This window comes from Streptomyces sp. NBC_01439, assembly GCF_036227605.1.
GTDB lineage: Bacteria > Actinomycetota > Actinomycetes > Streptomycetales > Streptomycetaceae > Streptomyces.
Window position 1 is genome coordinate 8,363,280 of the sequence record NZ_CP109487.1, and the last position, 12,290, is coordinate 8,375,569.

The following is a 12,290-nucleotide window of genomic DNA, read 5'->3' on the forward strand; positions in this document are numbered from 1 at the left end:
CGGTGGACGAGGAACGGGCGAAGCCCGCCGGCGGGTCCCCCACGGACCTGCGCGGGAAGCAGATCGCCGGCTACCTGGTGGAGAGCGAGATCGGGCGCGGCGGCATGGCCGTCGTCTACGAGGCGCGGGACCTGCGCCTCGACCGGCGGGTGGCGTTGAAACTGTTGGCCCCCGAGCTGGCCCGGAACGACACCTTCAGACAGCGGTTCGCCCACGAGTCGAAGGTGGCCGCGGCCATCGAGCACCCGCACATCGTGCCCGTGTTCGAGGCGGGGGAGGCGGACGGACTGCTCTACATCGCCATGCGCCTCGTCGAGGGACCGGACCTGCGGGTGATGCTGGACCGGACGGGCCCGCTGCCGGTGGAGACGGCCGCGCGGATCGCCGGCCAGGTGGCCTCCGCGCTGGACGCCGCACACGCCCACGACCTGGTCCACCGGGACGTGAAGCCGGGCAACATCCTGATCGCCCCGGGCACGGACCGGGACCATCCGGAACACGCCTACCTCACGGACTTCGGGCTGACGAAGAAATCGCTGTCGCTGACCGGGTTCACGACCGACGGGCAGTTCGTCGGCACCCTGACCTACGTGGCGCCGGAACAGATCTCGGGGAAGCCGGTGGACGGCCGCTGCGACGTCTACAGCCTGGGGTGCGTCGTCTACGAGGCCCTCGCCGGGGAACCGCCCTTCCAGCGCGACGACGACATCGCCCTGCTGTGGGCCCACCAGTACGACGCCCCGCCCGCGCTGAGCTCGCGGCGGCCGGGACTGCCGGAGGAGGTGGACGCGGTCCTGGCGAAGGCGCTGGCCAAGTCGCCGGACGACCGGTGGAACAGCTGCCTGGAGTTCACCGGGGCCCTGCGGCGGGCGGGGGAGGGCGGCCGACCACCGGGGGAGGCGGGCGAGGCGGAGGACGGGGCGGGGCGGGCCGCGCACCCGGACCTGCCCGCCCCGCCTCCGGTGCCGCGGTGGGCGCTGCCGGTGTTCAACCGGCCGGCGCCCGGGGGAACGGCCTGAGCCGCTCCCGGCCCGCTCGAGCTGTTCGGCCTGTTCGGCCTGCTCGGCCTACCCGGGTGCCGCGCGGGTCGTGGCGGCCGGTTCGTCGACCCGGCCGCCGCGGTGCAGTGGACGGGCCAGCAGGGCGCCCAGGAACCCCGCCACCGCGCCCCACAGCAGCCCGAGACCGACGTTGCGCCACAGCACGGGCTGCAAGTTGACCTGGCCGCCGAGGCCGTCCACGTCGCCGATGCCCAGCAGGGAGAGGCCGAACTGGGCCTGGATCCGGCCCAGCAGGCAGACCGTCAGGGTCGCCAGGGCGAGGGCCACGCCCAAGTGGAGGGCGTGCTGCCAGGGGCGGACGTGGGCGGGGGAGCGTACGGCCGCCAGTACGCCCGTGCCGAGCAGCAGGACGGCGGCCACCGCCACCAGCCACCACGCCCGGGAGTCCTGCTCCGCGAGCGCGGACACGTCGATCCGGGACGGGTCGGAGCCGCGCAGGACCTGGTCCAGCAGCTGCGGCATCGGTAGTCCGAAGGGCCCCTCGACGTTGCCCTCCCAGGCGCCGCCGAAGCCCAGGGTGAGCGCGAGCCAGACGAGGTTCGGCAGCCCGAGCAGGATCACGGCCAGGGTCCGGTCGGCATGGCCCTGGGTGGCGGCCACGACCACGCCGACCCCGATGCCGAGGACGACGTAGGCGAGGAGCAGCAGCATCGTGGCGAAGGCGGCGGGGCGCAGCGCCGTGTGGAAGCGGACCAGTCGGGCCGGGAGCGGGGCGCGCCGCGAGACCAGTAGGGCGATCACCAACAGGCCGAGGATCCACAGCAGTCCGTACAGGAGCGTGGCCGGCAGGTCGGCCTCGAAGCCCACCGTGGGCGCGGAGTCCAGGAGTTCGGTGATGGTCCCGATGGGGGAGTCGCCGGTGGAGATGCCGAAGGTCTCGCGGGCGAGGAAGGCGGCGCCGGTCAGGGCGAGCAGCCACAGCACGACCAACGGGACTGCACGGCCGATGAGTTCGCGGGGCCGGGCCACGGCCCGGTTGTGCAGGGGGCGCAGGAAGAGGTAACCGGTCACGAGGGCGCCCGCCAGACTCACCGAGAGCGGGACCACCGACAGGTTCACGTCCGCGCCCGCCAGCGAACCGGCACCGGCCGACACGTCCAGCGAACCGCCCGCCGCCATCACCACGACGGCGGCGACCACATGCGGGAACGCGCCGCCCGGGAGGCCGCCCGCGCCCGCGCACATCAGCCCGGCGGCGGCGACCGCGGTCATCACCACGAATCCCGCGACGACGGCTACGAGGGCGTCCCGCCATGCCCTCGCGGAGCCCCCCGACGATGACGATTCCGGCGTCCGACTCACCCTGCCACCGTGACATCCCCGGCTTGCGGGCACCACCCGGACGGCGCACACAATGGTCCCCGGGGAACTCACTCCTCCTGGGAAGAAGAGCCCGTGACCACACAACCGTCCGGCCGACCGCCGTCTTCAGGGCGCCCCACCGGGCCGCCCTCGGGCCCGCTCTCGGGCGGCCAGCAGGGGTCTCCGCCACCGCCGCCGTCGGCGCCGCCGGGTGGCCCTGGTGGGCCGGCGGGGCCGGGCGGGCCCGGAGGCCCGGGGCAGGGTGGGGCCGGTGGGCCCTGGTGGCGCTCCGTGCCACGGCTCGTCACCGCGCTGGTCGCGGTGGCGGCGGTCGTGGCCCTGGCCGTGGTCCTGACCCGGCCCACCGGGAAGGCCGACAACGCCGGCGGCGAGGTGTTCCTCCAGCCGGTCGCCGCCTCCGGTCCCGATCCCTTCACGGAGTCCACGGTGGTGAAGGACGCGCCGCCCCCGCCGGAGAGCCCGCCGCCCTCTCCCCAGGGCACGGCCAGTCCGAGCGCAAGCCCGACCGGGCCGGTGGGTACCAGGAGCGTCAGCGGTTCGGCGCCGGGCGTGTACGGCGGCACCCGGAACGTCGCCAGCTGTGACGTCGAGAAGCTGATCGGATCGCTGGGAGCCGACCCCGCCAAGAACGCGGCCTTCGCCCAGGCGCAGGGCATCCAGCCGGCCGCGGTTCCCGGTTACCTCCGCTCCCTCACCTCGGTGCAGCTGCGGTTCGACACCCGGGTGACGAACCACAGCTACCGGGACGGCAAGCTCGTCCCCTACCAGGCCGTGCTGCAGGCCGGGACGGCCGTGCTGGTGGACGACCGGGGAGTGCCGCGCGTGCGCTGCGCGTGTGGCAACCCGCTCGGTCCGCCGGTGCCGCTCAAGGCCTCCCCGAAGCGTTTCGGGCAGACGTGGCCCTCGTACCAGCCGGCGAAGGTGGTGGCCATCGCACCGGCCCCGACCGTCGTCAACAAGATCGTGATCTACGACCACCGCGACAACCAGTGGTACGAGCGCCCCAAGGGCGGCGACCACCAGGGCAAGCCCAAGCCCGACAGGCCGATCCCGCCGCCGCCCGTCCCGACGCCGCCGCTCACGCCGCCCCCGTCGGCGACGACCCCGAACCCGACCCTGACCTCGCCGAGGCCGACCGTGTCCGGGACGTCCCCGACCCCGAGCACGTCCGTGACGACGCCGCCGTCGAAGTCGCCCACGAAGTCCCCGTCCGAGTCGCCCACGAAGTCCCCGTCCGAGTCGCCTTCGAAGTCTCCGTCGAAGTCGCCCTCGGAGTCCCCGTCGAAGTCCCCTTCGGAGTCTCCGTCCGAGTCACCGAAGAAGTCTCCGTCAGAATCCCCGTCGGAGTCACCGAAGAAGTCCCCTTCCGAGTCACCGTCGAAGACCCCGGCCGAGTCACCTTCGACGGCGCCGTCGAAGTCGTCCGAGGAGTCGAAGTCACCCTCGAAGCCGGCTTCGGAGACGCCTTCGAAGCCGCCCTCCGAGCCGCCTGCGCAGTCACCGACGCCGAAGTCCGCACCTGCGACCCCCCCGTCCCCCACCGCTCTGACGTCTCCCACGTCGCCTGCGACGTCGAGGTCTTCCGCGCCGCGCCCGCCGACGTCGGCCGCTCCCGAGCGCCCGACCGCTCCGCCGCCGCCCTCCGCGCCGAAGACTTCTGAGCCGAAGCCGTCCGCGCCCCCGCCGCCGTCCGCTCAGCCGCCGTCCGCTCCGCAGCAGGAACCGCCCCGGACGGCCCCCCAGAACGAGCCCGAGGGCCCGGCTCGGGAAAGCTGACCTCGACCGCTCACGTCCGTGACCGCGCCTCCTGCCCCGAGCGGTGAGGAGGCGCGGTCACGGAGCGCCGCCGCAGCGGACCGGTGATCAGGCGGAGCCGCGGCGCGCGAGTGCGTCGCCCGCGACGCCCACCGCGACGCCGAGGGCGATCATGACGACGTAGCTGTAGATCTCGTAGCCGTCGGGGGCGAGGAACCGGAGGAAGCCCATGAAGCGGATCCAGCCGAGCCACTCGTGCAGCAGGCCGCTCGCGCCACCGACGGTGAGGATGAAGCACAGCGCACCCGTGACAGTGGCCAACGGGGACTTCGGCGAGGTGGAGGTCATGCTCCGACGCTAGGAGCCGGGCGCCGGGCCGGACATCGGCCTTTGGGCTCCTCAGCTCGTACTTAAGTATGCGATGCGGGGCGCGGGCGCCCGCTCCTGCGCCCGCCCGCGTAGATTTCCGGGGCATGCGCCGCATCCACCGCACTCGCCGGGACTGGGCCGCCGACCTGGCCCTCGTCCTCTTCGCCGCCTGTTTCGCCGCCGTCAGCTCGCAGTCCATTCCGGTCTCGGAGAGCCTCGGCCCGGGCTGGCGGGCCGCCGACCAGGTGGCCGGCGGGCTCGGGTGCGCGGCGGTCCTGCTGCGGCGGCGCGCGCCGGTCCAGTTGGCCGTGGCGCTGCTCCTGGCCGGCACCGTGGCGCACTACCTGACCGGACCGGCGATGGTGGCGGTGTTCACGGTGGCCGCGGCACGACCGTGGAAGGCCACGGCATGGGTGGCGGCCCTGGTCTTCGGACCGCTGCCCCTCTTCCTGTGGCAACTGCCGGACATGTCCGAGGAGCGGGCCGGTTCGGCCGTGACGTACTTCGCCCTGATCGCCGGAGCCATCGGCTGGGGGTTGTTCCGGCGGTCCCGGCAGCAGCTCATCGCCTCGCTGCGCGAGCGCGCCGAGTTGGCCGAGGCGGACGCGGAGTCGCGGGCCGAGCGCGCCCGGCTGGAGGCCAGGGAGGAGATCGCCCGCGAGATGCACGACGTGCTCGGCCACCGACTGTCCCTGCTCAGCGTGCACGCGGGCGCCCTGGAGTTCAATCCGGGCGCCCCGCGGGCGGAGATCGAGCGGGCCGCCGGGGTGATCCGCGAGAGCGCCCACCTGGCGCTGCACGACCTGCGCGAAGTGATCGGCGTCCTGCGGGCAGAGTCGGGAACGGGGCCCGCGGAGGGCGGCGAGCGCCCGCAGCCGGAACTGGCGGACCTCCCCCGACTGGTGGCGGAGGCGAGGGCGGCGGGCGGACGGATCGAGCTGGCCGGACCGCCCGAGGGGGCCGCGCCCCCGCCCCTGGTGGGGCGTACGGCGTACCGGATCGTGCAGGAGGCGTTGACCAACGTGCGCAAGCACGCGCCCGGCGCGGCCGCCGACGTGCGGGTCACCGGGAGCCCGGGCGACGGGCTGACGGTGGAGGTCCGCAACGCTCCGCCGCCCGGACCGGATCCCGCCCGGGCCGCGGTTCCCGCGCCGGCCGAAGGCGGCGGTCAGGGGTTGATCGGGCTGGCCGAACGCGCCCGGCTGGCCGGTGGGGAACTGACGGCCCTCCCCGCCGGCGACGGGTTCCGGGTGCGGGCCTGGCTACCCTGGCAGGGCTGACCGGGGGACGAGCACGAGACCGCGCAACACGAGACCGCGCAACACGAGACCACGAGACACGAAAGACGAGGCGCCGGTGATCCGCGTACTGCTGGTCGATGACGACGCGATCGTCCGGGCCGGGCTGCGCCTGATGCTGGGCGGCGCCCCGGACATCGAGCTGGTCGCGGAGGCCGCGGACGGGGCGGAGGTGCCCGATCTGGTCGCCGCGCACGGACCGCACCTGGTGCTGATGGACATCCGGATGCCCGGCGTCGACGGGCTGGCCGCCACCGAGCACCTCCGGGCGCGACCGGGAGCCCCGGAGGTGCTGGTCCTGACCACCTTCCACACCGACGCGCACGTCCTGCGCGCACTGCGGGCCGGAGCGGCCGGGTTCCTCCTCAAGGACACGCCGCCGCAGGAGATCGTGACGGCCATCCGGACGGTGGCCGCCGGGGACCCGGTGCTCTCCCCGGCCGTCACCCGCCGGCTCATCGACCAGGTGGCGGGCGACGTCGGCCAGGACACCCGGGCGACCGCCGCCCGTGCCCGGCTGGAGCTGCTGGCCGAACGCGAGCGGGAGGTGGCCCTGGCGGTCGGGCGGGGCCTGTCCAATGCGGAGATCGGACGGGAACTCCACCTGGCGCTGCCCACGGTGAAGACCCACGTGTCCCGGATCCTGACCCGGTTGGACCTCAACAACCGGGTCCAGATCGCCCTGTTGGTCCATGACGCGACCCTGTCCGACGGCGGACGGCGCTGAATCCCGCGGCCGTCGGCTCCTTGGCTGCCGCGGCGGTTCCTCCGCCGACCGCAGCGCCGGCGGTGCTCCCGCGGGAGTGTCGGGCCGGGCACGGAGGGTGGCCGGGCCTCCCGCAGGGACACCGGCGGGCGGGAGTGAGACCCTGGCTGCATGGCCCGTAGGGCAGAGAACTCCGACGTCGGCTGGCCCGCGCGGCCGGACACGAGCCTCGCGCTCAATCGCATGGGCACCTTCGACTGGGACCTCGACAGCGGTCGGATGCATCTCGATCCCACCGCCCTCGAGGTACTGGACCTGCGCCCGGACGAATACGACGGGACCCCCGGCGGGCTCCGGATCCGCCTCGCCCCCGGTGAAGAGGCCCGGCTCGACACCCGGGTCGCGCAGGCGATCAAGGACGGCCGGAGCCACTACGGCGCCTACGTCCGCAGCCGCCGGCGCGACGGCTCGCCTGCCTGGACCCACATCCAGGGGCACATCCTGCGGGACCCGTCCGGTCGCTCGTACCGCGTCATCGGGATCCTCCGCGACGCCGCCCACGACCCCGGCGAACCCGGTGCCGCCGGTGAGGAGATCGAGGGACGGCGCCGGATGACCGGCGTGGTGGAGCGGACCACCGCCATCCTCGCGCACGCCCGCACCGTCAACGACGTGACCGACGTCCTCAAGGACCCGCAGGCCCTCGGCCACCTCGGCGCCGTCAGCGTGATGCTGGGCGTCGTCGACGGCGGCCGCATCCACCTGGTCGCGGAGGGGCAGCTCGGCTCGTACGTGCCCGAGATCGAGTACACGCGGATCGACGCGCAGCTCCCGATGAGCGAGGCCGTACGCACCATGCAGTCGCTCTTCCTCGTCTCCCGGGAGGAGTTCCAGCAGGGCTACCCGGACCTGTGGCCGTACATCGAGCCGCTGTCCGTCCGCAGCGGCGTCTACCTCCCGCTGATCGCCCAGGGGCGGCCCATCGGGGCGCTCGGTCTGCTGTACGCGCGGGACGGCGATTTCACCGCCGAGGAGCGGAACCTGCTGATGGCGCTCGGCAGCGGCGTCGCGCAGAGCCTCCAGCGGGCCATCCTCTTCGAACAGGAGCACGACCTGGCCGAGGGGCTCCAGCGAGCCATGCTGCCGCGCCGGATCCCGGAGGTGCCGGGCGCGCGGATCGCCGTACGGTACCGGTCCGCGCGGATGGGCCGGGACATCGGCGGCGACTGGTACGACGTGGTCCCGCTCGGCGAGGGCCGGGTCGGGGTGATGATCGGCGACGTCGAGGGACACGACACGGACGCGGCCGCCGTCATGGGGCAGCTGCGCATCGTGATGCGCGCCTACATCGTCGAGGGGCACACCCCGGGCGCGGCGATGGCCCGGGCCTCGGCCTTCCTGCGCGAACTGGAGACGGAACGGTTCGCCACCTGTACGTACGCCGAGGTGGACCTGACCACCGGGATGGCCCGGATGGTCCGTGCCGGGCACATCGACCCCGTCGTGCGGCGCGGCGACGGCAGCGTCCACCGGGTCCAGGTGGCCGGCGGGTTGCCGCTCGGCCTGCCGCCCCGCGAGCAACCGGGGACCGGCTCGGGCTACCCCGTCACCAGCCTCGAACTGCACCCCGGGGACACCCTGCTGCTGTGCACCGACGGCCTGATCGAACGCCCCGGCGCCGAGCAGGACACCGGCATGAGGGAGTTCATGGCGGCGGTCCACAGCGGCCCGATCGACGTGGAGGAACTCGCCGACGTGCTGTGCGACCTGGTCGGCGACTCGGGCGGCGGGGACGACATGGCCATGCTCGTGCTGCGCCGCCGCGGCACCCCCACCGCGCGCGGCGGGGGTCCGCTGCAGCAGCGCCTGGAACCGGGCGATACGAAGGCCCCGGCGCTGGCCCGGCACCTGATCCGGGCGGCGGTGGCCGCCTGGGGAGCACGGCACCGGGCCGACGAGATCGAACTGGCCGCGGACGAGCTGATGACCAATGCCCTGGTCCACACGGACGGTGGCGGCCACGTCAGCATGCGGCTCACGGCCCAGGGACGGATCCGGATCGAGGTCGAGGACGGCAGCAGTGCCCTGCCGAGGCGGCGCGAGGCGGGCGACTGGGCGGTTTCGGGGCGCGGGCTGATGCTGGTGGACAGGCTCGCCGACGAGTGGGGCGTGGAGCCCCGGGGCGGTGGGAAGTGCGTCTGGTGCGAGTTCGCCCTGGCCGCCCCGGAGGACGCCGGCTGAAGACCGTCGGCCGCGGGCCGGGCGGCCCCGAGCCCGGTTCCGGTTCGCGCCGTCAGAGCCGTACCAGCGTGACCTCGGTGGCCTTCACGCTCGTCCACACCGCGGCGCCGTCCACGATGCCCAGTTCGGCCGCCGCGTCGGGGGTGATCTCGGCGACCAGGTCGGGCGCCTTCGCCGAGGCGATCAGCACGCGCAGCCGGCTGCCGACCGCGGTGATCTCCCGTACGGTGCCCGGCCAGACGTTGCGGGGACTGCCGCCCGGGCGGTCCCGGTGCACCGACACCGCCTCCGGAGCGATGATCGCCAGCGCCTTCGCCCCCTCGGGCAGCGTCTCCGCGACCACCAGCCGACCGCCCGCCACGAGGGCGAGCCCGTCGGCCGACGCAGTGCCCGGCCAGGCGTTGCGCCCCAACATGCGGGCGACCCACGGGGAGCGCGGATTGCGCGTGACCTCCGAGGGCGGTGCGTCCTGCAGGGCCCGGCCGTGGGCCAGTACGAGGACCCGGTCGGCCAGGGAGACGGCCTCGACGGGATCGTGGGTGACGATGAGGCAGACGCCGCCGAAGTCGGCCAGGTGGGTGCGCAGGGTGTGCCGGACCCGGGCCCGGGTGGTCTGGTCGAGCGCGGCCAGTGGTTCGTCCAGGAGCAGCAGGCGGGGGCGGGCGGCCAGCGCCCGCGCCAGTGCCACCCGTTGGGCCTGGCCGCCGGAGAGCTGGGCGGGCCTGCGGTCGGCGAGGTGCTGGACGCCCAGCCGGTTCAGCCAGGCCTGGGCCTCGCGGCGGGCCTGCGCGCGCGGCACCCCGCGGGCGCGCAGCCCGTACGCGGTGTTGGCCACGGCGGTCAGGTGCGGGAACAGCGCCCCGTCCTGCGGCACCCAGGCCACCTGGCGCTGGTGCGGGGGCAGGGTCGTCACGTCGTCGTCGCCGAGCCGCAGTTCGGCGTGGGCGCGCGGGGTGAGGCCGAGCAGGGCGCGCAGCAGGGTGGTCTTGCCGGCGCCGTTCTCGCCGACCACGGCGATGGTGGTGCCGGGTTCGGCGTCGAGGGTGAGCTCGTTGAAGCCCGTGACGGTGGCGTGCAGGGGCCAGCGACCGCCGTCGTGGGACGGCGCGGCGTCGCCGCCGTCGGTGACGGTGGTGCGGGCGTCGGAGGTGAGGGGCTCCTCGGGGACCGGCGTCGCAACGGCCTCGCGGGCCACCGGGGTGCCCGTCCAGCGTCCGCGCAGGGCGATCAGTACGGCCATGGCGATCGCGAGGAGCAGCAACGAGACGGAGGTGGCGGCCTCGGGCTTGTCCTGCAGCAGCAGGTACACCTGGAGCGGCAGGGTCTGGGTGGTGCCGGGCAGGTTGCCGGCGAAGGTGATGGTCGCCCCGAACTCGCCCAGCGCGCGGGCCCAGGTCAGCGCCGCACCGGCGATCAGGCCGGGGGCGACCATGGGCAGGGTCACCGTGAAGAACACCCGGACCGGCGAGGCGCCGAGCGAGGCGGCGGTCTCCTCGTAGCTCTGCTTGAGACCGCCGAGGGCGCCCTCGAGGCTGATCACCAGGAACGGCATGGCGACGAACGTGGCCGCGACCACGGCGCCCGACGTGTGGAAGGGCAGGGTGATCCCGAACGTGCCCTCCAGCCAGGGGCCGAGCAGTCCGCGCCGACCGAAGCCGAGGAGCAGGGCCACGCCGCCGACGGTCGGCGGCAGCACCATCGGCAGCAGGACGAGGGAGCGGACCAGGGCCTTGCCCTTGAACTCCACCCGGGCCAGCAGCCAGGCGAGCGGCACGCCGAGGAGCAGCGAGAGGGCCAGCGCCCACAAGGACACCAGGAGCGAGAGCTGCAGGGCCTCGACCACGCCGGGGCTGGTGAGGTGGGCGCCGAGTTCGCCCCACTGGGTGCGGACGAGGATGCCGATGAGCGGCAGCAGCAGGAACGCGACGGCGAGCAGCGCGGGGAGCGTCAGGGCCAGCGGGGGCCGGGTGCGACGGGCACGGGTACGGGCGCGTATGCCGCTGCGGGTGCCGGCTCGGCTGCGGAGTCTGCTCATCAGGGTTCCTGGCTGGGGTGTCGGCTGTGGGGGAAGCAGGGGCGGCCGGCGGGGGTTCGGGGCCCGTCCGCGAGAACGCCGAGAGGGGCTGCCTGTCCCCCCGGTTCAGGCAGCCCCTCAGGGGGTGTGGGTCCGTCCGGCGGTTACGCCTTCTGGAAGCCCGCGTCCTGGAGGATCTTCTGCGCCTCGGGGGTGCTCAGCCAGGCCACGAAGGCGGCCGCTTCCGTGGCGTTCTTGGACTGCTTCAGCGTGGCGGCCGGGTAGGAGGCCACGGCGTTCTGGTCGTCCGGGATCTCCACGGCGACGACCTTGTCGCCGGACTTGGCGGAGTCGGTCTTGTAGACGAGACCGGCGTCGGCCTCACCGAGCTCGACCTTGCTCAGGACGGCACGGACGTTGGGCTCCTGGGAGACCGGCTTCACCTCGATCTTCTGGGCGTCGAGGATCTGCTTGCTGTAGCGGCCGACGGGGACCTCGGGCGCGGCGAGCACGACCTTGATCTTGGTGTCGGCGAGGTCCTTGAGTTCGTCGATCTTGAACGGGTTGGCCTTGCCGGCCGCGATGACCAGGCGGTTCTTGGCGATGACGGTGGCGTCGCCGGTCTCGGCCTTCAGTCCGTCCATGGTCTTGGTGTCGGCGGTGACCAGAGCATCGGCCGGGGCGCCCTGCTTGACTTGGGCCGCGAGTTCCTGCGAACCGGCGAAGGAGAAGGTGATCTTCGTGCCGGGGCGGGTCTTCTGGTACTCCTCACCCGCGGTCTTGAAGACGTCGGTGAGGGAGGAGGCCGCCAGCACCGTGAGGTTCACGGCCTTCGGCTCGGGGATGGTCCCGGCGGCGGCCTTCTTGTCGTCGCTCTTGCCACAGGCGGCCAGCGGCACGAGCAGGGCGGCGGTCAGCACGGCGGCGGCGGTAGGGCGGCGGATCGTGGTCGGGGACATGAGCAGATGCTCCTCGGTCGGGTCGGCGGCCGGCCTTCTGCCGGAACCGCGCGGTGGTGACCCGCGCCGGTGACGGGCGGAGCGGGTGGGGACGTTCGGTGCTGTTGAGCGGGTGGTGCGGGGGGACCGCGGGTGGTCGGCGGGCGGCGCCGTCCGGATCAGGTGCGGTCGATGTGCACGCTGGTGGACTTCACGCGGGCGGTGGCCTGCATGCCGACCTCCAGCCCGAGCTCCTCGACGGCCTCACGGGTGAGTAGGGAGACCAGGCGGTGGGGACCTGCCTGGATCTCGACCTGGGCGGCCACGTCGCCGAGCTTGACGGCGGTGACGATGCCGGGAAAGGCATTGCGCGCCGAGGTGTACGGTTCCCCGTCCTCGAGGTGGGCGCCCTGGCCCACCTCGACGGAGAAGGCGGCCAGGTCGCGTCCGTCGATCAGGCGCCGGCCGCCTTCGTCGCGATGGGTCACGACCCGGCCGGCGTCGGCCCAGCGGCGGGCGGTGTCCGGGCTGACGCCCAGCAGACGCGCCGCCTGTCCGATGGTGTAGGACTGCATGGGCGACAAC

At 74.0% G+C, this 12,290-nt stretch carries 9 protein-coding genes and 1 pseudogene; 5 read left to right on the forward strand and 5 right to left on the reverse strand.

Annotated features, from left to right (window positions below; all coding sequences use genetic code 11):
• Positions 1–2 precede the first annotated feature (2 nt).
• Positions 3–1,019 carry a serine/threonine-protein kinase gene (locus OG207_RS38000; RefSeq protein ID WP_329105331.1) on the forward strand — a complete coding sequence of 339 codons (1,017 nt, stop codon included), beginning with the start codon at positions 3–5 and terminating at the stop codon, positions 1,017–1,019.
• 48 nt (positions 1,020–1,067) lie between these two features.
• Here the strand turns inward: OG207_RS38000 and OG207_RS38005 are convergent, their stop codons facing one another.
• A complete protein-coding gene (locus OG207_RS38005) occupies positions 1,068–2,363 on the reverse strand; it encodes a streptophobe family protein (RefSeq protein ID WP_329105333.1) in 1,296 nt (431 codons plus the stop codon).
• A 93-nt stretch (positions 2,364–2,456) separates the two neighbouring features.
• Here OG207_RS38005 and OG207_RS44165 point away from each other — a divergent pair.
• A pseudogene (locus OG207_RS44165) lies at positions 2,457–3,710 on the forward strand (DUF6777 domain-containing protein); the annotation flags it as partial.
• A gap of 537 nt (positions 3,711–4,247) precedes the next feature.
• Here the strand turns inward: OG207_RS44165 and OG207_RS38020 are convergent.
• Positions 4,248–4,487, reverse strand: coding sequence for a hypothetical protein (locus tag OG207_RS38020; protein ID WP_329105336.1), 240 nt, complete (start codon positions 4,485–4,487; stop codon positions 4,248–4,250).
• Between the two features lie 125 nt (positions 4,488–4,612).
• Between OG207_RS38020 and OG207_RS38025 the strand changes: the two genes are divergently transcribed.
• The 3 genes from OG207_RS38025 (at position 4,613) to OG207_RS38035 (ending at position 8,753) form a co-directional block, all read left to right on the forward strand.
• On the forward strand, positions 4,613–5,788 hold the full coding sequence (locus OG207_RS38025; RefSeq protein WP_329105338.1) for a sensor histidine kinase: 1,176 nt from the start codon (positions 4,613–4,615) through the stop codon (positions 5,786–5,788).
• A 133-nt stretch (positions 5,789–5,921) separates the two neighbouring features.
• Complete coding sequence (locus tag OG207_RS38030) at positions 5,922–6,533, forward strand: response regulator (RefSeq protein ID WP_402694288.1); 612 nt, start codon at positions 5,922–5,924, stop codon at positions 6,531–6,533.
• A gap of 150 nt (positions 6,534–6,683) precedes the next feature.
• Entirely contained in the window at positions 6,684–8,753 is a 2,070-nt protein-coding gene (locus OG207_RS38035; protein ID WP_329105343.1) for a SpoIIE family protein phosphatase, read from the forward strand.
• Between the two features lie 52 nt (positions 8,754–8,805).
• Here the strand turns inward: OG207_RS38035 and OG207_RS38040 are convergent, their stop codons facing one another.
• The 3 genes from OG207_RS38040 to OG207_RS38050 all read right to left on the reverse strand — a co-directional run bounded on the left by OG207_RS38040 (position 8,806) and on the right by OG207_RS38050 (position 12,280).
• Positions 8,806–10,788 carry an ABC transporter permease gene (locus tag OG207_RS38040; RefSeq protein WP_329105345.1) on the reverse strand — a complete coding sequence of 661 codons (1,983 nt, stop codon included), beginning with the start codon at positions 10,786–10,788 and terminating at the stop codon, positions 8,806–8,808.
• A 143-nt stretch (positions 10,789–10,931) separates the two neighbouring features.
• On the reverse strand, positions 10,932–11,726 hold the full coding sequence (gene modA / locus OG207_RS38045) for a molybdate ABC transporter substrate-binding protein (RefSeq protein WP_329105347.1): 795 nt from the start codon (positions 11,724–11,726) through the stop codon (positions 10,932–10,934).
• Between the two features lie 158 nt (positions 11,727–11,884).
• Entirely contained in the window at positions 11,885–12,280 is a 396-nt protein-coding gene (locus tag OG207_RS38050; RefSeq protein ID WP_030730138.1) for a TOBE domain-containing protein, read from the reverse strand.
• Between the last annotated feature and the right edge of the window lie 10 nt (positions 12,281–12,290).

Excerpts from the sequence above, each read along its gene's own strand:
- OG207_RS38025 (WP_329105338.1), top strand. The coding sequence starts at position 4,613 with ATGCGCCGCATCCACCGCACTCGCCGGGACTGGGCCGCCGACCTGGCC.
- modA (WP_329105347.1), bottom strand. The coding sequence starts at position 11,726 with ATGTCCCCGACCACGATCCGCCGCCCTACCGCCGCCGCCGTGCTGACC.
- OG207_RS38040 (WP_329105345.1), bottom strand. The coding sequence starts at position 10,788 with ATGAGCAGACTCCGCAGCCGAGCCGGCACCCGCAGCGGCATACGCGCC.
- OG207_RS38050 (WP_030730138.1), bottom strand. The coding sequence starts at position 12,280 with ATGCAGTCCTACACCATCGGACAGGCGGCGCGTCTGCTGGGCGTCAGC.
- OG207_RS38035 (WP_329105343.1), top strand. The coding sequence starts at position 6,684 with ATGGCCCGTAGGGCAGAGAACTCCGACGTCGGCTGGCCCGCGCGGCCG.
- OG207_RS38020 (WP_329105336.1), bottom strand. The coding sequence starts at position 4,487 with ATGACCTCCACCTCGCCGAAGTCCCCGTTGGCCACTGTCACGGGTGCG.
- OG207_RS38030 (WP_402694288.1), top strand. The coding sequence starts at position 5,922 with ATGCTGGGCGGCGCCCCGGACATCGAGCTGGTCGCGGAGGCCGCGGAC.